A 19,222-nucleotide genomic window follows, 5' to 3' on the forward strand; every position below is an offset into this window, starting at 1 on the left:
AGCAAGATCCCAGTAACATACCTTCGCAAAGGTTTTTTCCTAGGATTCCCCCAAGCGAGGGCAGAGTGGCTCAGGAGCGCGCGGTTCAGACTCGGGCACTGGTGCTCGCCGCGGCGGCGGAGGAGTTCGCCGCGAACGGCTACGAGGGCACAAAGCTGCTCAACGTGGTGGAACGCACCAGTATGACGAAAGGTGCGCTGTACGGACATTTCTCCTCCAAAGAAGAGCTGGCGGCCACCCTGATCGAGGAGGCCGGGGACGAGCTGATCGCACGTGTGGAACGGCGCGCCGAGGGCACGACGGCGCTGCTGGCACTGCGGGAGACGATGCTCGATCTCACCCGGCACCTGCGCCGGGACGCGCTCGCCAGGTCCGCGTTGCGGCTCGCCGTGGAGGCCCCGCACCTGGACCGGCACGCTCACGGGCTGGTCGGGCGGATCTCCCTGTCACTGGCCCGCGCCGTGGCCCGGGCGCACGCGGAGAGCCGGGTGATGGGCAGGCATCCCCCCGACACCGTCGCCCGGCTCCTGATGTCGCTGTTCTTCGAGATCCCGCATCCCGCACCCCGTGACGACGCGGATGCCGCGCGCCGGTTCGACGACCTGTGGAAGGCCGTGTCCGGACCTCGGGACGGTGGTTCGGACACGGTCTAGTCAGCCGAGGCCGAGGAAGGCCTTCGCGTACGCGTCCGCCGCCGGGGCGAACCGCAGCGCGCCGTGGCCGGCGCCGGTGTGGACGTCCCGCCACCGCCGTTGCACCGGATCGTCCTCGGCCAGCCCGTGGCCGCCGCACGCGGCGAACAGCCGGTCGACGGCGCTGACGCAGAGCTCCGCGGCGGCCGCCGCGTCGCACCGGTTCTGCGCGACGGTCCGCGTGTCCACCATGCCCCGGTCGGCGCGGTCGGCGGCCTCCCGGAGCAGCAGGCGGGCGGCGGACGCCTCCGGCGAGGACCGGGCGAGCGCCTGCCGGGCGTCCGGATCCGGCGACAGACGCGCGGCTCGCGTGGAAACACAGTCCGCCACCGCGCCCAGGGCGGCTCCGACCAGGGGGGCGGCGAACATCACCGCCGCGACCAGCGTGTAGGGCACGTTGTGGCACCGTGCCTGCCGGGCGCTCCGGGTGCCGAGCAGTTCCGGCAGCGCGACCGTGCGGTGCTCGGGGACGAGCGTGTCGCACAGAACCACCGTGTTGGTCCCCGTCCCCCGCATACCGGCGGCCTGCCAGGTGTCCTCGACCACGAAGTCCCCGGCCGGGACGGCGAAGATCCGCACCGTCTCCCCGTCGCCGTCCGGCACCGTGCTGGCGAGCAGCACCCAGTCGGCGAAGTCCACCCCGCTGGCCCGGCCCCACTCGCCCCGAAGCAGCCAGCCACCCGGCACGGGCGTGGCCCGGCCCGACGGCGGCATGACGGACGCGGAGATCAGGGTGTCCGGGCCGGAGCCCCAGATCTCCTCCCGCGCCTGCTCGGGCAGGTAGGCGGCGATCCGTCCGTGCGCGGCGAACAGAGTCGCGCACCACGCGGTCGAGGGGCAGCTCTCGCCCACGGTGATCGCCGCCTCCACCAGTGGTGCGAAGCCTCCGGCCGCCCCACCCCACCGGCTGGGGACGAAGTGCCGGGGGAATCCCGCCTCCACCAGCGCGGCCACCGACTCCCGCCGAAGCCGGCGCGAACCGTCCACCTCGGCGGCGTACCGGGCCGCGCGGTCCACGAGTTCGGTCACGTCCAGACGGTGGTCCGGAGACACCGAGGTCAGCGTCATCGGCGGTCCTGCCCGCTGCTCGTGTCAGGGCCCAGCCTGAGCTCGACCGTGCCGGCGGCGACCTCGTCGCCGTCCTGCTCGGCGACGACGCGGACCACCATCCGGTCAGCGTCGCCACCGCCGGGCCGCGGCCTGGCGGTGATCCGGACCGGGGTGTCGAGTTCGCAGAAACTCGCGAACTCGCTCCGCAGACCGGTGACCGTGGCCCGGTGACCGGCCGGCGGGTGGGTCACGGCGAGCGCGGCCTGCCGGAACGCCTCCAGCACCACCATGCCCGGCACGTGGTCCACATGGTGGTCGACCATCTCGGCGTTGCTGTCGTCGAGCCGCAGCAGCCAGCTGTTGGCGTTTCCGTCGTCGGCCAGCAGCACGTCCTCCTTGCGCTGGCGCCCGACCTCGCCGGGCGAGAGCGGGCAACCGATGAAGGGCACGGACTCGTGCAGCGGGGGCGCCGCCTTCCGGCCGCGTATCGCCTGGTACACGCGCGGATCCACCGCCTGCGAAAGAAGGCTGCCGTGCCCGCAGACCACCCCGGCCACGCTGACCTCGACCTCCAGGCGCATGCACAGCCGGCGGCAGGTCCACTTGGCGGTGGGAGCGCAGGTGACCCGCAGGTTGACCGGGAGCCACGGCGTACGGGAGGGAGGCGTGGTGCCGTCGATTTCGAGCGTGACCGCGCCGAGGATGAACTTGTGCGTCTCGGGCACCCCGTAGAAGCGGTGCTGAATGTAGTAGCCGGCCTGCCGGAGTGCTTCTGTCGGCAGCATCGGGTCGGTCCAGCCGGAGTCGTCCTGCTGGTAGAGGCAGTGGTCGCGCGGCAGCATGGCCGCGATGATGAAACTGTCCGGCGCCTGCCGGACTCCGTCGGTGAGCAGCACGCGCTCGGCCGCGGACTTGTGGACCAGTTCGCGGGACACGAAACGCGGGCCGGGTAAGTGCGCGCCGCCGGCGGGCTCTGGCATTGCATCCCAGTCCCAGGTGAACGGGGACGACGACTGCCAGGTAGTCGGCAGGGTGACGTCTTCTGCCGATAGTTGAGCACTCATCTCTGATCCCTTCTGATCTGGACCTTGCGCGATCGCGTGCGATGGTGTCCTAGGTCACACGGAGAAAAATATACGTCCGTGAAGGTATATTTTGGAATGACTCGGAGGATTGCCGCGCGAGTTGACGAGGTGATCAGTGAACAGAGGTGAAACATACCTGGAAGGCGGTACGCTGAACGGGAGCCCCACAGAACGGATCACGCGTGTGAGTAAGATCGGCACTCCCAGAACCACCATCACGCACCGAGCGCAGCCGCGCAACGCGCCGCAGCAGGCACGGGCCGCGCAGACCCGGGCCCAGGTGCTCGCCTCGGCGGCCGAGCTGTTCGCCGACCGCGGATACCCGCACACCTCCATCGACCACATCGCCAAGCAGGTCGGCATGACCAAGGGCGCGGTGTACTTCCACTTCCGCGACAAGAAGGACATCGCCGCCGAGATCGTGCGCGAGCTGTACAACCGGTGGCGCGTTCGCATCGACGAGGCGCAGGCCATGGGCCTGCCGCCGATGGAGACGGTCGAGGCGCTGCTGAAGAACGCCGCCGACAAGTTCTTCGAGGACGACATCGTCAAGGCCGGAGCCAGGATCCAGGCCGAGCGTTCGCTGTCCGACACGACCCTGCCCGAGCCCTACGTCGAGTGGATCGCCACGCTCTCGACGCTGCTGGCGAAGGCGAGCGGCGCCGGTCAGCTCCGCGAGGGCATGGACCCCGAGTCCGCCGCGTACATGCTCGTGTCGGCGTTCTTCGGCCTGCAGCACGTCTGTGACGTCCTCAACCAGCGCGCCGATCTGCCCCGCCGCTGGGAGGAGATGAGCCGCCTGCTCTTCGCCTCCATCGCCGCCTCCCCGCAGTAGGACGACCGCCGGGAGCCCACCCAAGGAGACCTTCGCATGTCTGCTTCGATCCTCCCGGCAGTTCCCCTCGGCGCCGGCGGTCCGCCGGTCGGCGCCCAGGGCCTCGGCTGCATGGGCTTCAGCGAGTTCTACGGACCCACGGCGCCGGCCGAGGCCCGGGAGACCCTGCGGATCGCCCTCGCCCTGGGCGTCACCATGTTCGACACCGCGGACCTGTACGGAGACGGCGACAACGAGAGGTTCCTCGGTCCCTTCGTCCGCGCGCACCGCGACCGGGTCTTCCTCGCCACCAAGTTCGGCATCGTCCGGCGGGCGGGCGAGAAGTCCTGGAGCGAGGTCCGCGGCGACCGCGCGTACGTACGCCAGAGCGTCGACGCGAGCCTGAAGCGCCTCGGCATCGACGAGATCGACCTCTACTACGCGCATCGCCGCGACACGTCCGTCCCCATCGAGGAGACGGTCGGCGCCATGGCCGAGCTGGTGCGGGAGGGCAAGGTGCGCCACCTCGGCCTCTCCGAGGTGACCGGGGCCGAACTGCGCGCGGCGCACAGCGTGCACCCGATCGCGGCACTGCAGTCCGAGTGGTCGCTGTTCACCCGCGACATCGAGGCGTCCGTGGTTCCGGCGGCAGCGGAGCTCGGCGTGGCACTCGTCGCCTACTCGCCCCTCGGCCGGGGCTTCCTCACCGGAGCGTTCACCGGCGCTCAGGGGCTGAGCACCGGCGACGTCCGGCTGAAGATGCCCCGGTTCACCGGCGACCACGCCGACGCGAACGCCGCGCTCCTCGAACCGGTCCGCGACATCGCCGCGCGCCGCGAGGTCACCCCCGCGCAGGTCGCGCTCGCCTGGGTTCACCAGCGTTCCCGGGTCCACGGCCTTACGGTTCTACCCATTCCCGGCACGCGTTCTCCCGCCCGGCTCCGGCAGAACGTCGCGGCCGCGACGATGACCTTGTCGGACGGCGAGCTCGCCGCGCTGGAACCGCTGGCGGCGAAGGTGGCCGGTGCGCGTTACCCGGACATGAGCTCCACGGCCACCGCCCGCGAGTGACATCGGGCCTCTCGCTGGACTCGGGGCGGCGGCGGCGCGGTTCAGTCCGGGCGGTCGAGGTCGGTGGCGGCCAGCGCCCGGGCCATCGCGGTGCGGTTGCGGACGCCGAGCTTGCGGTAGACGCTTCCGAGGTGCGTCTCGACCGTCTTGGGCGTGACGTTCAGCTCCTGGGCGATCTGGCGGTTGGTCCGGCCTCGGGCCGCCAACCGGGCCACCCGCCACTCTCCGGGCGTCAGCCCGGCCCCGTGCGGCTCCGGCGGCCGCGTACCGGCCTCGCTCAGTGCGGTCCGCGCCCGCCGCGCGAGTTCCGCGGCTCCGCACTCCTCCGCCAGCCGGAGAGCCTCGGCCAAAGCGGCCCGGCCGGCCTGGGGGTGACGCTGCCACGTGCGGCGGCCGAAGGCGTGCAGGGCCGTGGCGAGCTCCAGCCTGGCCGGGCCCGTTCGCAGTACCCTTACCGCCTCCTCCAGCAACTCCGGCTCGGCCCGGCCTCCGGTCACCGTCGCCGCCACACGAAGCGCTCGGCCGAGGGTGCGTGGGGCGCCCCACCGGCGGGCCAGGTCGAGATCCTCGGCGGCCAGCGCCAAGGCCGCGTCGCGGGTCCCCAGGACGTGCTTGCCCAGTGCGGCGACCATCCGCCACGGATGCGAGGCCGGGTTCAACCAGCCGTCCGCGAGCAACCGGCGGCCCACCTGCTCCGCCTGCCGGACCGCCTGCTCGGCCCGCCCATGGGCGAGATCCACCCGGGCGGCCAGCAGGTCCAGCCGGCAACGCAGGGCCTTGTAGGGCGGGACTTCGGCGGACGCTCGGGCAAGCGCCTCGGCCGCGGCGGCCGGCCGCCCCTGTGCGAGGTGCGCCTCCGCCAGGATCTCTCCGCCGTAGACCGGGGCCAGCGGGACCGGCACCCTGCCGATCAGTCGTACCGCCTGCCGGATGCCGGCCTCGGCCTCGGCGAGGTGACCGCGCGACAGCAGCGCGTGCACCCTGAGGTAGCCGATCGGCGCGGCCAGGTACGACGAGCCCGCTTCCCGCGCCGCGGACCAGTCGTGGTCGAGATGCCGCAGCGCGTCGTCATGGTCGGCGTCGATCAGGACCAGGTAGGGAAGCGACGACGACGCGTCCTGGTAGGCCATGCCGGACGAGCGCAGCCGCAGCACCCGCAGTGCCGCGGAGACGGCCGCGTCCCGGTCGAGATCGATGACGGCGGTTCGGAACGCGGTGAACGCGTCGAGCTTGCACCGCACCTCGTCGCCGAGCCTCGGCGCGGCCGAAAGCACCGCCAGGTGCTGCGCACCGGTGTGCCGCAGGTCCAGCTCGGCCACCGCCGCCGCGATGATCTGCGTCCGCAGCCGGTGCTCCAGCTCCGCATGCCCGTCGCCCAGCTCGGTGAGGGCGTTCTCCAGAAGGGCGATCGCGTCGGCGTTGCGGCCGTTGAGGATCACCGCACGAGCGAGCAGCTCGGTGATCTCGGCGCGCCCGGCCGCGTCCGGGGCCAGCGCGGCCGCGCGTCGCAGATAGCCGATCGCGGCCGGCCAGTCGAGCCAGTACGCGATGCGGCCGGCCATCCGTACCAGCTCGGCGGTCGCCTGCGGGGTGGGCGGCTCCTGCAGGGCCCGCTCCAGGAACGCCAGCGCGGACCGTGACGCCCCCCGGCTGGACGCGTGGTTCGCGGCGGCCACCAGCGTGTCCACCACCCACGCGTCGCCTGAGGGCAGGGTTTCGAGCAGGTGGGTGGCGACCAGCGGTGCGGGCTGCCCGGCGGCGAGCAGCTCGGCCGCTCGCCGATGCAGGCGGCTGCGCTCCACCACGGCGATGCCGGAGTACACGGCGTGCCTGGTCAGGGCGTGCACGAACTCGGGCCGCCCGCCGCCGCGCAGGACGCCCGCGGCCACCAGTTCGTCCTGGCCCCGGGTGAGTGTCTCCGGGCCGCCCGCGAGTTCGGCGACGAGCTGCGGGTCGGCCTCCTCGCCCAGGACGGCGCATGTCTGCGCGACCCGCACGGCGTCGGGGGTGAGGTGCGCGAGCACGGCGCCCATCCACTGGCTCAGCGCCGGCCCGCCGAGCGCACGCAACGCCTCCTCGTCACCCTCGGCCGCCGTGCCGCCCGCGGCAGCGGCGGCTGCCGCCAGCTCCCGTACGAACAGCGGGTTGCCGCCGGTCAGGCGGTGGCAGGCCGCGCACAGCCGGGTGTCCGCCGCCTCGCCGTTGACGGCGCGCACCAGGCGGGCCGTGGCGGCCGGCGTCAGCGGAGCCGGCCGCAGCACCGTCACGGCCGGATCGGCGGCGAGCTCCGAGCACGGCCCCGGCGCGGCGGCCGGCCGGCCGGCCAGCACCATCGCCAGCGGCAACTCGGCCATGCCGGGGAGCATGTGCAGGAACACGCGCAGCGAGGGGTCGTCGGCCCAGTGCACGTCGTCGACGACCAGCGCCACCGGGCCGGCCTTGGCGACGTTCACCAGCAGCCGGTACAGCACGTGGAACGCCCCCGGGTCACCGGGCGCGGGCCCGTCGAGGTGCGAGTCGAGCAGCGCGAGCGCCCGGTGGGCGGGACCCCGCAGCAGCCGCACCCGCTGGGCGGTGTCGGCGCCGAGCAGCACCGGTTCGACCAGCTGACGCAGCACGCCGTAGCCGGACCGCTGCTCCAGCCGGCTGCCGCGGGCACCGAGCACCCGGCAGCCCGCCGTCCTGCCGAGGCGGCGGGCGGCGCCGGCCAGCGCGCTCTTGCCGATGCCGGCCGGGCCCTCGATCAGCACCACGCCGCCCTGTCCGCGCGCCGCCGCGGAGAACAGCTCCCGCATCCGCCCCACCTCGGCGTCGCGCTCCAGCAAGGACGGTCCGTAGTCCACCCCGGCAAGTCTGCCAGCCGGGGATGATAAGGCGATATCGGATGGATCGCCTCGGGGATTTCCCTAGGAAATGGCGTTGAATCCGCCGGCGTCCGGCGCCGAAGGCGCCCGGCCGGCATCTCTGAGCTGCGGTAACGCGCCGCCGGCGGAGACAGGGGGTGACACTGGGGGGGACCCCGATGCCCCGGGGCCGCCGGTTGGCCGATCTTCTGATGGCGGCGCCCACACGGGGCGGGCGTCCGCCGGCAGAAGGAGGGCGCATGGTCACGGCAGAGGGGCTCGCCGCTTACCTCGATATTCGTCGCGATTCGCGTGGACACCTGCCGCAGCGGCTCATGGAGCAACTGGCCGAGGCGATCCGCGCCGGCCTCCTGCCCGCCGGGACGCGGCTCCCGTCCACCCGGGCGATGGCCCTGCTGCTCGGGGTGTCCCGCGGGGTGGTGGTGTCGGCCTACGAGCTGCTGCTCGCCCGTGGCTTCGTCGAGGGACGGCCCCGCTCGGGCACGTACGTCATGGGCGAGCCCTCACCGTATCGCCGGAGCATCCCCTCGCCGCCCGTCCGGCCGGTCGTGGCGGACTTCACTCCCCGAGCCGCCGCGCCCGGCGCCTTCCCGCTGGCCGCCTGGAGGTCCGCCTGGCGCCAGGCCAGCTACCTGCCGCCGAACGGAGAGGCGGCTCCGCTGGGGTCGGCCGCCCTCCGCGAGGCCGTCGCCGAGCACCTGCACCGGACCCGCGGGCTCGGTGTCGAGGCCCGTGACGTGGTGGTGGCCGTCGGGCTGCGGCAGGCCTGCTGGTTCCTGTTCGAGGCGATCGGACAGCTGATCGGGCAGCGGGAGGCCGGAGCGGCGGCGGTGGCCGTCGAGCAGCCGGCGCCGGAGTATCCCGTGCGGGCCGCCCGGCAGGCCGGATGGACGACCCACGCGCTGCCGGTCGACACGGAGGGCGCACGGGTGGACCTGCTGGACGGGTCGGACGGGGTACGCGCCGCCGTCGTGTTCGCCGAGGGCAACCATCCGTTCGGCGCGGTGCTGTCGCAGCCCCGCCGGCGGATGCTCGCCGCGTGGGCGCGGCGGACGGGCGGATATCTGGTGGACATCTGCACGGAGCAGACCGGAGCAGGGGACAGGCCGCTTCCGTCGCTGCTCGACCTGGCGAGCGGGCGGGTGGTCCTCGCGGGGACGCTGGGCGACGGCCTCGCCCCACCGGGGTTGGCGTACCTGGTGCTGCCGCGTCCACTGGTGCCTCTGGTCGCACGGGTCGCGGGCGGTGACGACGGGCGGCTCGGCGGGACGGCGCAGGCGGCGTTCGCCCGGCTGCTCGGTGACAGGACGATCGCCCAGCACGTCAGGCGCGCGTCGCGGCTCCACGTCCGGCGGCGCGAGGAGGTACGTGCCGCGCTGGCACCCGTCGGACGACCCGCGCGGCTGGTTCTCGGCCCCCGCGGTGCCAGTGCGGCACTGCTGTTGCCCCGCCAGACCGTCGATCCCGTGGTGACCGAACTCGCGGGCCGCGGTGTGACCGTGGGCCGTCTGTCGGACCTGTACCAGGTCCGGGCCGGGGACGATCCCGACGGAATCGTCCTCGGTTTCGGCCACCTGACCGACGAGGAACTGCACCACGGCCTGCTGGCCGTCCGCACGGTGCTGGCCGGCCTGACCCGGGCACGGGCCGGCCGGGGCGCCGACGGCGTGCCCGCGCACCCGCGTCCGGCACGGCCCGCGTCCGGACGCCGCCCGCACGGCGGCGGCGGCGACACCGAGCTCACTCCCGGCGCGCCGAGGCCTCGGTCATCGGCGGGTCCGCGGCGGTCTGGCGGTCCCCGCCGCAACGCGGTCCAGCGCGTGGACCAGCTCGACCCGGCCGCCGATGCGCAGCTTGCGATAGGTGTTGGTCAGATGCAGCTCGACGGTCTTGGGAGTGACGAACAGAGTCTCGGCGATTTCGCGGTTGGACAAGCCTGTGGCTGCCAGCTCGGCGACCCGGCGCTCTGTTGAGGTCAGCGCGGTGGCGCCGGGCCCGGCCGAGGCGGTCCGGGACCCGGCCGCCCCCGACATGGCGTCCACGCGCTCGCGCAACGGGGGACAGTCGCACTGGGCCGCGAGCTCGGCGGCGTCGTCGAGCAGTTCGCGCGCCCAGCCGCGCTGACCTCGCCCGCCCGCCGCCGCGGCCAGGTCCACCAGCGCCTTGGCGTACTCCAGCCGGGCAGGCGATCCGGCGAGCACGTCGACCGCCTCGGCCAGCAGCGGGAAGCCGTCCCGTGCGCCGAGCACGACGCCGGCGACCCGCAACGCGCGGCCCAGCGGCCGGGGCGCGCCCCAGCGGCGGGCCAGGGCCACCTCGGCCAGCGCGAGCTCCGCCGCCCGGTCGCCGTGACCCAGCCGGTGCAGGGTGCGGGCCGCCTCGGTGCGCCAGGGCATGAACGCGGGGTTGTCGCCGCCGAAGCGGGCGAAGAGGCGGCCGGCGTCCAGCGCCGCGGCCACCGCCCGCTCACCGCCCACCGTAAGGCGCAGCAGCCGCGCCCGCGTGTCGGCGTAGAAGTACATGGGACCGGCAGGCGGCGGCTCCTCCGGCAGACCGGCCCAGGCCAGTGCGGACCGCGCGCCGGCCAGGTCGCCGCGCTCGGCCAGAATGTCGGCCAGGAACGGGGCGACGAAGGGCCGGCCGAGCCGTACTCCAGAACGCTCGACGGCCTCCACCGCCGTACGCGCCTCCCGCTCCGCCTCGGCGAGATTGCCGCGCCACAGTTCGTGGAGCGCCGCCAAGGCGTGCACCGGCCCGTACGCCCGGACGCTGCCGCGGCGGTACGCCTCCCGCCGGGCGTGGTCGATGCTCGTGCCGACCAGGTCGTCCTCGGCGGCCAGGAGTGCCAGCCAGCCGCACACGAGTGGGCTGTCCCCGGTGCCGAGGCGCACCAGCAGCCCGTCGGAAAGGCCGCGGCGGGCGGCCGGCGCCGCCTGTGGACGGGCCTCGAACGCGGCCCGCAGGGCGAGCACGCAGTCCAGCGCCCGCCCGCCGGCGCTCGGCGGTTCGTCGTCGCCCGCGGCCTGCCCCACCTCGTCGATCAGGTGGAGCTGACCGGGTTCCAGCACGGTCACATTGACCAGGTACGCGTCCAGATGCCGGCGCAGCCCGGCGTCGTGGGGAGGGGACGCCTCGCCCAGCGCCTGCCGCGCGTCACGCCAGGCCCGTATCGCCGCCTCCGTGTCGCCGCCGAGCAGCAACGCCTCCCCGAGCCGTAGACCGGCCACCGCCCGGGCGGCGGGCTCGACGGCCGACGCCAGGGCCTGTTCGCCGTAGCGCGCGGCGGCCTCGACGTCGCTGTGCAGCGCGACATCGGCGAGCTGGTCGACCAGGACCTGACGGTCCTCGTCGCCGGTCGCCTCGGGCAGCGCCCGCCGCAGATAGGTGTACGCGCTGTCGGGGGAGCCGCGGAACAGCGCCGTCTCCGCGGCCCGCCGCAGGTATCCGGCCGCGCCCGGCACCACGCCCGGAGGCACCTGCAGGATCTGGGCGGCGATCCGCTCCGGCTCCGCGCCCGTGGCGGCCAGGTGCAGCGCCGCCGCCCGGTGTCCCCGTATCCGGCGGGAGGTGTCCAGGTACTCGTAGGCCGACCGCTGCAACAGCTGGTGCGGGTAGCCGAACCGGCCGGCGGGCGCGCGGACCAGTACGTGGCTCCGGATCAGCCGATCGACGGCGGTCGCGGTGGCCTCGACGCCGAGGCCGGAGACGGCCGAGATCGCGGGCAGATCCGCTTCGTTGCCCAGAAGCGCGACGGCATGCGCCACATCGACGACGTCCTGCGGCATGTTTCCCAGGTGGGGCCGTATCCGGCACGGCAGGAGCACCGTGTCCAGCAGGGTGGCGTTGCCGCTCGTGGGTGCGATGCCCTGTTCGACGCAGCCTCGGGCCAGCTCGGTCAGCAGGAGCGGGTTGCCACCGCTGGAGTCGTGACAGGCGGCGACGAAGGCGTCGTCGGGCCGGGTGCCGAACATCGTCGCGAGGACGGCGGCGGTGCCGGTCGGTCCGAGCGGGCGCAGCCGTACGAACTCGGTGCTGGGCGTGCGCAGGATCTCGGCCAGCAGGTCGGGGACCGGCGCGCCGGACGTCAGCGCCAGCATCACGGTCAGCGGCAGGCCGTCCAGCCGGGGCAGCAGGTAGGCCAGCAGCCGCAGAGAGGGCGAGTCGGCGTACTGGACGTCGTCGACGACGAGAGTCAGCGGTTCCGCCGTGCACGCGTTCACGACCAGCCAGTACAACCCGTGCAGGACCGCGAGGTCGCCGACCGGCCGGATCGCCTCGACGGTGAACACCGACGCGGCCTGCGCGGCGGCGCCGGCGAACAGCGGACCCCGCCCGAGTTCGGCCTCCGCGGTCAGCATCGGCTCGAACAACTGCCGCGCGACGCCGTAGGCGAACTCGCGTTCCAGCGGCGAACCCGCGGCCCGTGCGACTGGTCGGCCGTCCTGACGCAGCCGCTCGCGCACCTCGGCCAGCAACCGCGTCTTGCCGATCCCGGGAGGACCCTCGACGACGAATATCCGCCCGCCCGTATCAGGAGTAACGGCACGCGCCGCGTCGACCAGGATGGAGACGCCCTCGTCCCGCTCCTGTAGGGGCGGGTGCGCTGATCTCGGGACCATCCTGCGTTCGTGGTAGGGCGGTGGACTGGCCGGCGAGTGCGACGCCGCCGGTTTCACCGCGGTGGCTGACCGCGATTAACTTCTCACAGCATAACAAAATGGGTGGTTATTGCGCACCAAATTACCGGATGCGGCGATTACTGGTCCATGGAATGCGACGGCGAAGTGGTCCATTACGGACACCGCACGGCGGCGATCCTGACATGGAACGCGAAGGGTGCACATCAGGCACCCAGAAGCACGCACGCAACGCAAAAGGGGCATAATGTCGACGATTTTCCGTCCCGTCCGTTTCCGTCCCACGTCGCGGAGCCTCGTGCCCGTCGGCGCGACGCTGGTCGCGGCGGTGACCGGCGCCCTGCTCACCGCCTCGCCGGCCCAGGCCGCCGATGGAGCCGGCATGTCGGCCTCGTGGAACTACTACCGGGCGGACGCGTTCCAGGTCGCCGCGACGCTGCCGGGCGTCAAGCTGACGGCATTCGGCAGCGACCAGAGCGGCTCCCGCAACCTCCACGGAACGATCGAGCACGTCGCCGACGACGGCCGGTGCTCCCGGGTGGTGATCCGGGCGATCAATGTGAGTTCCGATCTCGTCAACGAGACGACCTGCGGGAACGGCACCTACAAGACATTCAGCACCGGATCCGGCAGCTTCGACGATGGCCTTCTGGTGCTGGTCTACCGGACCATTCCCGGCACCACGAACGCCGACAAGTCACTTTTCGTCGCCATTCCGAGTTCGGCGACCGATGCCGGGGTGCGCACGACGGGCACCGGAGCGAGCTGGTCCTACTACACGGCGACGGACTACACGTACTCGCTCGTGCGTCCCGGTGTGCGGCTCACCGGCTTCGGCTCCGACGACGGCGGCAGGTCGACGCTGAACACCCTGGAGAAGACCGCGACCGGTTCCGGTTGCGCCTCTGCCAACGTCAAGGTGGGAGACGTGAACACGAGCGGGTCGACCTGCACCGGCACCGCGGCCTATTTCTCCCGCTGGAATCTCGACGGCGGCCTCACCGCGAAGGCCTGCTACAAGCCGACGAGCGCGGCCGAGGCGTGCCTGTCGACCTACCTGCCGAAGCCCGTGTGATTCCCGGCCCGGTCGGGGTCGCGGTCGCGATTGCGGTCGGGTCGGGTCGGGGCTGGGATCACAGCCAGCCCGCGTCCTCGGCGATGCGGACGGCGTCGATCTTGTTGCGGGCGCCGGTCTTGGTGATCGCGCCGGTGAGGTAGTTGCGTACGGTGCCCGCCGACAGGTGCAACCGGGCGGCGATCTCCTCGGCGGAGGCCCCTCGGGCGGCTTCGCGGAGGACCGTGGCCTCGCGTGGGGTGAGAGGGCTCTCTCCGTACTCCATCGCCGAGGCCACCAGCTCCGCGTCCAGCACCCGCAGCCCGGCCGCCGTACGCCTGATCGCGTCGGCCAGGCGGTCGCCGGGGGCGTCCTTGACCAGGAACGCCTCGATGCCCGCCGACAACGCCCGCCGCACCTGACCCGGCCGGCCCATCGCGGTCAGCACCAGGATGCGGCAGGAGGGGAGCACCTCCCGCAGCCGGGCGGCGGCGGTGATGCCGTCCAGCACGGGCAGGTCGATGTCGACGATGGCCACGTCCGGGCGCACCCGCAGCGCGGCGGGGACGATCTCGTCCCCGCGCGTCACCTCGGCCACCACCTCCAGGTCGGACTCCAGGCGCAGCAGGGCGGTGAGCGCGGCCCGGATCATGTGCATGTCCTCGGCCAGGAGGACGCGGATCACGCGGGCACCTCCATCGTCAACCGGAAGCCGCCCTCGGGCGTGTGCCCGGCCTCGACCGTGCCCCCTGTCTGCGCGGCCCGCTCCACGAGCCCGGTCAGCCCGCCACCGAAAGGCCTGGTGGTTCGCGCGTCATCAGGTGCGAGGCCGTTGTTGACGATCTCCAGGTGGGCGCGTCCCGCGCGGTTCGAGGTGGTGATGGAACAGGTGGTGGCACGGCTGTGCCGCAGGATGTTCGTGACACCCTCGCGCACGGCCCAGGCGAGCGCCTCGTCCTGCTCGCGGGACGGGGTCATCTCGGCGAGGTTGACCTGGCAGCCGATTCCGGACGACTCCAGCAGCGCCGTGGCCCGGTGCACCTCGTCGGCGAGCGTCATCCGCCGGTAGCCGCGAGCCACCTGACGCACCTCCAGCGCGGTCTCCCTCGCCACCTGGACCAGCGCGCCGACCTCGGTCTTCGCGGCGGGGAGATCGCGGTCCATGAGCCGGGCGGCCAGGTCGCCCTTCAACACGATCGCGGTGAGGCTCTGGCCCAGGCCGTCGTGCAGGTCGCGGGAGATCCGCAACCGCTCCTTCAGCACCGCCGCCTCCGCCAGGTCGGCCCGCGCCTGCTCCAGTTCGGCGGTGACCCGGACCAGCCGTACCACGACGTAGATCATGGCGCCGGTGATGACGATGGTGAGGGCGTAGAAGTACGAGCCGGTCACGTTGTGGAAGATCCCCTGGAGCCACCAGAACTCCGCCGCCGCCATCGTCGTCACCAGGACGCCGCCCCAGCGCAGCGGGAGCAGCAGGAGCACCGGCCCGGCCAGGAGCGGCGCGGTCCCGGCCGACCAGCCGGTGAACCCGAGGACCTCCGGCAGGTAGGCCGCGACCGCCTGCACCGCCAGTGTGGCGGGGAGCCATCGGGATCGGGCGCCCGTGAACGCCTGCCGTACGTGCAGGAAGTGCGGCCAGTAGAAAGCGGCCAGCAGCACGAGCAGCCGGGCGTTGACCGACGCGGAGGCCGTCGCGAGGGAGGCCACCAGGGGGATGATCGTGTAACCGACGGAGACCAGGACGATCAGCGCGATTCCGAGCCGTCGCGCGGAGGTGGAGTTCATGACCGGCCCATTATGACTTCCGGGTCTCCCAGCGGAACCACCTCCTGATCGAGAGCAGCGCGACCCCCGCCCACACCGCCAGGACCAGAGCCGGTACGGCCGCCGCCGCCAGGTCGGAGCCGAACGTGCCCGGCCCGTAGGAGGCGCGGACCGCGTCCACCACCGCGCTGGTGGGCAGGGCGGCGAAGAACGGGTGCAGCCAGGAGGGCAGCAGGTCCACGATCGAGCCCATCGCCCCGGACGCGAGGCCGGCCAGGAAGAAGAACGGCAGCGTCATGGGCGCCGCGAGCTCCCCGCGCGGGATCGCGGCCGTCCACGCCACCCCCAGCGTCGCCATCACCGCCGAACCCGCGACCGCGAACACCGCGAAGAGCACCGGATTCCTCGGCAGCGGCACATCGGCCAGGAGGTGTACGGCCACAGCTGAGACGATCATGAGGATGACCGTCTGCGTGACGGTGTTCGCGACCTCGCCGAGGAGGATCTGCCGGTCGGTGAGCCGGGTGGCGCGTAGCCGTTTGAGCAGGAGCTGGTCGCGGCGCATGGTCAGGGCGACGGTGATGTTCAGGAACGCGGTCCCCGACAGGATGAGCGCGAGCGTCCCCACGAACATCTGCGCCGCGGCCGTGACGCCGCCGGCCGTGACGTTGCGCATCAGCGTCGGCATCCCGATCGCCAGGCCCAGCGGGGTGATCACGGAGGCGGGCAGCGTGCCCTTGTCGCGCCAGAACAGCCGGGCGCTCAGCTTGTAGGTGGCCGTGAGGCTCATCGGCGTGGATCCCATCGGAAGAGGAAGCGGACGGCGACCAGGGCGAGGAGGGCCCAGACGGTCAGGTTCAGGACGGGCCCGGTCAGCGTCGCGAGCTCGCCGCCCCTGTAGGCGAGCCCGGCGATCTCGACCATCGCTCCGGTCGGCAGCAGGTCGAGTGCCCACCGGACCCAGCCGGGGAGGAGGCCGGTGACGAACGGCCCGTACGCTCCCGCCCCGAGCGCACTGGCCAGCATGAACGGGATCGTGGCGGGGGCGTTCAGGTCGGGGCGGCGGGTCACGATCGAGAAGACGACGCCGATCAGCGCCAGCACCCCGGCCACCACGACCACGCACGCCGCGAACAGCAGCGGCAGCTCGGGTGGCGGCAGGTAGGTGAAGGTGTAGAGGATCACCGAGACGAGGGCCGACAGGAGAGCGGCCTGCGTCACCATGTTGACCAGCTCGCCGCCGACGATGGCCCGCCCGCGCAGGCCCGAGGCGCGTAGCCGCTTGAGAACCAGCAGCTCCCGCCTGGCCGACAGCGTCACGGCCGTCTGGGTGGTCGCGACGATGGTCAGGAGCGTGGCGAGCATGCCGAGATGCATGCCGAGCACCACCTTCACGTCGCGGCTCCTGAGCGCGGCGGCGATCAGCAGCGGCAGGCCCGCGCCCAGGCAGACGCCGAGCACCGCGACGCCGCCCACGGCCCGGCCGTCGCGCCAGAACAGCCGCCCGCCCAGCCGCGCCACGGCCAGCACGTCACGCACGGGCGTCACGGGTGGTCGTGCTGTTCTGGGCTGTTTCGCCGTTGTGGGCCAGTTCCAGGAACAGGTCTTCCAGTGAGGCCGTACGGACCTCCAGGCCGCGCAGGCGCAGGCCGCGTTCGCTGGCCCAGCCCAGCAGCGTCTGGGCGGCCAGGTCGGGATCGGGGGCCTGGACAACGGCGAGCCTGCCCCGCATGGTCGCGGGCAGCGGCAGCTCCCCGGGCTGGATCACGGAAGGCAGCTCGAACGAGACCCGCCCCACCCGCGCGGCCAGTGTCTCGGCCATGTCGCCGCCGACGACGATCTGACCCCTGTCCATGATGGCCAGGTTCGCCGCCAGCTGCTGGGCCTCCTCCAGATAGTGGGTGGTCAGCAACACGGTCGTACCCCGGGCGGCGAGGTCGCGGACGACCTCCCAGATGTTGCGGCGGGCCTCGGGATCCATGCCGGTCGTCGGCTCGTCCAGGAACAGCACATCGGGCCGGCCCAGCAGGGCCAGCGCCAGGTCCAGGCGGCGTTTCTCACCGCCGGACAGCTGCCGCACCTTCGTCTTCGCCTTCGCCGTCAGGCCCGCCAGCTCCAGCGCCTCGCTCGCGGGGCGCGCGGCGGGGGTGAAGTCACGCCAGATCTCGACCGTCTGCCCGGCGGTCAGATCGGGGAAGAACCCGGCCTCCTGCAGCATGATGCCGACGTTGCCGCGCACCTGGGCGCGGTCCCTGATCGGGTCGAGGCCCAGCACCCTGACCGAACCGGCGTCCGGCTTCTGGAAGCCGGTGAGCAACTCGATCGTCGTGGTCTTGCCCGCGCCGTTGCGGCCGAGCAGGGCGAATACCGTGCCCGCCTCGACCTCGAACGAGATGTCGTCGACCGCCTGGAAGCCGCCGTAGCTCTTGCTGAGGTGGTTCACCTGAATCGCTGCCACGCCTCGATCCTTGGCCAGGGACGACGGCGGAAACAGTGAGCAATTCACATCTTCGCGAGCAGCGTGTCACCTGATCCTGGGATTACGTGCCGTACCGGTCAGAGGCGGATGCGGATCGAGGTGGCGGATGGTCTCGTACGCCCTCAACGGGAGCCTGCGCGCGGTGCTCAGCGGATGGTGAACCAGATCGTCTTGAGCTCGGTGTACTGCTCGAAGGCCTCGATGCCGTTGTCGCGGCCGCCGAAGCCGGACGTACGGTATCCGCCGAAAGGCGTGGTGATGTTCCCCTCGGAGTAGCCGTTGACCGCGACGGTGCCGGCCCGCACGCCCCTGGCGATGCGGATCGCGGTGTCCACATTGTGCGACCACACGGTGGCGGCAAGCCCGTAATCGGAGTCGTTGGCCAGCGAGACCGCCTCTTCGAGAGTGTCGAATCCGAGGACGGCGACCACCGGCCCGAAGATCTCCTCGCGAGCCACCGCCATGTCGGGGCGTACGTCGTCCACGACCGTGGGCGCCACGTACCAGCCGCCCGTCTCGGTCAGCAGCCGCGTGCCGCCGGTCACGATCGTCGCCCCGTCGGCCTTCGCGCCCTCGATGTGGCGTAGGACCCGCTCGAGCGCGGCCTCCTCGATGAGGGGGCCAAGCTGGGTGGACTCGTCGGTCGGATCCCCGACGACACGCGACTCCGCTTCACGGGCGAGTGCGGCGACGAACCGGTCCTTGATGGCGTGGTCGACCAGGATCCGGGAGCCGGCCGAGCAGTTCTGCCCGGAGTTCCAGAAGGCGGCGTCGGCCAGATCCGCAGCCACTTCCTCAATGCGGTCGGCGTTGTCGGCCGTGACGATCTGCGGGCTCTTGCCGCCGCACTCGAGCACGATCTCCTTGAGGTTGGAGTCGGCCGAGTAGCGCAGGAACTGCCGGCCGACCGCGGTCGACCCGGTGAACGTCACCATGTCGACGTCGGGGTGCAGGCCGAGGGCCCTGCCCGCCACGGGCCCCAGGCCGGGGACGACGTTGAACACGCCGTTCGGCAGACCGGCCTCGGTTGCCAGTTCGGCGATGCGCAGCGTCGTCAGGGACGCCAGCTCCGGTGGCTTGACGACCACCGAGTTGCCCGCGGCCAGGGCGGGAGCGATCTTCCACGCGAGCATCGCGGCAGGGAAGTTCCAAGGGAGGACCGCGCCCACGACGCCGATCGGCTCACGCACCACGAGGCCCAGGTGCTCGGGCCCGGTGGCGGACACCTTGCCGAAGACCTTGTCCACCGCCTCGGCGTAGAACCGCAGCGTCGTCACCACGTCGGGGATGTCGAACTTCCGGCACTCGCTGATCGGCTTGCCCGCGTCGGCCGACTCGATCTGTGCGAGTTCTTCAGCGTTGGCTTCGATCAGCTCGGCGAGCCGGGTCAGGACCTGCTTGCGCCGCTCGGGCGCCGCCTGGCTCCAGGTGCCGGCGTCGAACGCGGCGCGCGCGGCCGCGACGGCCTTGCCGACGTCGTCAGGCGTGCAGGACGCGACCGTGATCAGGGGCCGGCCGGTCGAGGGCGCGACGGAGACGAAGGTGCCACCGTCACCGGCGTCGACGAACGCGCCGTCGATGTACGCCTGGGTCCGCACAGTGGCGGGAAGGGAGAGTGTCACGACACTGCCTTTCTGGGGAGAAGATGACGCGAGAGGTGGGCCGGAGGACGCGGGCGACGCTGTGGCGTACACGAGGGCCCGCCGCCGCAC

At 72.6% G+C, this 19,222-nt stretch carries 14 protein-coding genes and 1 pseudogene; 5 read left to right on the forward strand and 10 right to left on the reverse strand.

The genetic code is table 11. From position 1 onward, the window contains the following. Positions 1-65 precede the first annotated feature (65 nt). Positions 66-653, forward strand: coding sequence for a TetR/AcrR family transcriptional regulator (locus HHX40_RS29745; protein WP_182875551.1), 588 nt, complete (start codon positions 66-68; stop codon positions 651-653). On the opposite strand, the gene HHX40_RS29750 is transcribed toward HHX40_RS29745, so the two are convergent. Both HHX40_RS29750 and HHX40_RS29755 read right to left on the reverse strand, forming a co-directional pair. Further along, positions 654-1,760, reverse strand: a complete 1,107-nt coding sequence (locus HHX40_RS29750) for an acyl-CoA dehydrogenase family protein (RefSeq protein WP_182883235.1) — start codon at positions 1,758-1,760, stop codon at positions 654-656. It lies immediately after the preceding gene. After that, the gene (locus HHX40_RS29755; RefSeq protein WP_182883236.1) at positions 1,757-2,806 is read right to left on the reverse strand and encodes a ScbA/BarX family gamma-butyrolactone biosynthesis protein; all 1,050 of its coding nucleotides are present in this window, start codon (positions 2,804-2,806) and stop codon (positions 1,757-1,759) included. The genes HHX40_RS29750 and HHX40_RS29755 overlap by 4 nt, the downstream gene beginning before the upstream one ends. 205 nt (positions 2,807-3,011) lie before the next feature. Between HHX40_RS29755 and HHX40_RS29760 the strand changes: the two genes are divergently transcribed. Continuing rightward, positions 3,012-3,662: a ScbR family autoregulator-binding transcription factor gene (locus HHX40_RS29760; RefSeq protein ID WP_165900710.1), complete on the forward strand. Its 651-nt coding sequence runs from the start codon at positions 3,012-3,014 to the stop codon at positions 3,660-3,662. A 36-nt stretch (positions 3,663-3,698) separates the two neighbouring features. Next, a complete protein-coding gene (locus HHX40_RS29765; protein ID WP_182883237.1) occupies positions 3,699-4,712 on the forward strand; it encodes an aldo/keto reductase in 1,014 nt (337 codons plus the stop codon). Between the two features lie 41 nt (positions 4,713-4,753). On the opposite strand, the gene HHX40_RS29770 is transcribed toward HHX40_RS29765, so the two are convergent. Continuing rightward, entirely contained in the window at positions 4,754-7,555 is a 2,802-nt protein-coding gene (locus HHX40_RS29770) for a helix-turn-helix transcriptional regulator (RefSeq protein WP_182883238.1), read from the reverse strand. A gap of 335 nt (positions 7,556-7,890) precedes the next feature. On the opposite strand from HHX40_RS29770, the pseudogene HHX40_RS37280 reads away from it, so the two are divergent. After that, positions 7,891-8,055: pseudogene (locus HHX40_RS37280) on the forward strand (GntR family transcriptional regulator); the annotation flags it as partial. Between the two features lie 1,287 nt (positions 8,056-9,342). On the opposite strand, the gene HHX40_RS29775 reads toward HHX40_RS37280, so the two are convergent. Then, positions 9,343-12,195: an ATP-binding protein gene (locus tag HHX40_RS29775; RefSeq protein ID WP_182883239.1), complete on the reverse strand. Its 2,853-nt coding sequence runs from the start codon at positions 12,193-12,195 to the stop codon at positions 9,343-9,345. A 265-nt stretch (positions 12,196-12,460) separates the two neighbouring features. Here HHX40_RS29775 and HHX40_RS29780 point away from each other — a divergent pair, with 265 nt between their 5' ends. Beyond that, a complete protein-coding gene (locus tag HHX40_RS29780; RefSeq protein WP_182883240.1) occupies positions 12,461-13,288 on the forward strand; it encodes a hypothetical protein in 828 nt (275 codons plus the stop codon). Positions 13,289-13,346: 58 nt separating this feature from the next. On the opposite strand, the gene HHX40_RS29785 is transcribed toward HHX40_RS29780, so the two are convergent. The 6 genes from HHX40_RS29785 to HHX40_RS29810 all read right to left on the reverse strand — a co-directional run bounded on the left by HHX40_RS29785 (position 13,347) and on the right by HHX40_RS29810 (position 19,132). After that, positions 13,347-13,952, reverse strand: a complete 606-nt coding sequence (locus tag HHX40_RS29785) for a response regulator transcription factor (RefSeq protein ID WP_111701440.1) — start codon at positions 13,950-13,952, stop codon at positions 13,347-13,349. Further along, positions 13,949-15,052 (reverse strand): sensor histidine kinase, encoded by a 1,104-nt coding sequence (locus HHX40_RS29790; RefSeq protein ID WP_182883241.1) that lies wholly within the window; start codon positions 15,050-15,052, stop codon positions 13,949-13,951. The genes HHX40_RS29785 and HHX40_RS29790 overlap by 4 nt, the downstream gene beginning before the upstream one ends. A 10-nt stretch (positions 15,053-15,062) precedes the next feature. Next, positions 15,063-15,821: an ABC transporter permease gene (locus tag HHX40_RS29795; protein WP_182875560.1), complete on the reverse strand. Its 759-nt coding sequence runs from the start codon at positions 15,819-15,821 to the stop codon at positions 15,063-15,065. Then, a complete protein-coding gene (locus HHX40_RS29800; RefSeq protein WP_182883242.1) occupies positions 15,818-16,579 on the reverse strand; it encodes an ABC transporter permease in 762 nt (253 codons plus the stop codon). Before HHX40_RS29800 ends, HHX40_RS29795 begins: the two co-directional genes overlap by 4 nt. After that, the gene (locus tag HHX40_RS29805; protein ID WP_182883243.1) at positions 16,563-17,489 is read right to left on the reverse strand and encodes an ABC transporter ATP-binding protein; all 927 of its coding nucleotides are present in this window, start codon (positions 17,487-17,489) and stop codon (positions 16,563-16,565) included. The genes HHX40_RS29800 and HHX40_RS29805 overlap by 17 nt, the downstream gene beginning before the upstream one ends. 167 nt (positions 17,490-17,656) lie before the next feature. After that, a complete protein-coding gene (locus HHX40_RS29810) occupies positions 17,657-19,132 on the reverse strand; it encodes an aldehyde dehydrogenase (RefSeq protein ID WP_182883244.1) in 1,476 nt (491 codons plus the stop codon). Positions 19,133-19,222 lie beyond the last annotated feature (90 nt).

The sequence above is a fragment of the Microbispora sp. H10949 genome, assembly GCF_014161435.1.
Lineage (GTDB): Bacteria > Actinomycetota > Actinomycetes > Streptosporangiales > Streptosporangiaceae > Microbispora > Microbispora triticiradicis.

What these genes read in the sequence shown, in the direction of transcription:
- HHX40_RS29750 (WP_182883235.1), bottom strand. Translation starts at nt 1,760, where the DNA reads ATGACGCTGACCTCGGTGTCTCCGGACCACCGTCTGGACGTGACCGAA.
- HHX40_RS29755 (WP_182883236.1), bottom strand. Translation starts at nt 2,806, where the DNA reads ATGAGTGCTCAACTATCGGCAGAAGACGTCACCCTGCCGACTACCTGG.
- HHX40_RS29765 (WP_182883237.1), top strand. Translation starts at nt 3,699, where the DNA reads ATGTCTGCTTCGATCCTCCCGGCAGTTCCCCTCGGCGCCGGCGGTCCG.
- HHX40_RS29775 (WP_182883239.1), bottom strand. Translation starts at nt 12,195, where the DNA reads ATGGTCCCGAGATCAGCGCACCCGCCCCTACAGGAGCGGGACGAGGGC.
- HHX40_RS29780 (WP_182883240.1), top strand. Translation starts at nt 12,461, where the DNA reads ATGTCGACGATTTTCCGTCCCGTCCGTTTCCGTCCCACGTCGCGGAGC.
- HHX40_RS29790 (WP_182883241.1), bottom strand. Translation starts at nt 15,052, where the DNA reads ATGAACTCCACCTCCGCGCGACGGCTCGGAATCGCGCTGATCGTCCTG.
- HHX40_RS29795 (WP_182875560.1), bottom strand. Translation starts at nt 15,821, where the DNA reads ATGAGCCTCACGGCCACCTACAAGCTGAGCGCCCGGCTGTTCTGGCGC.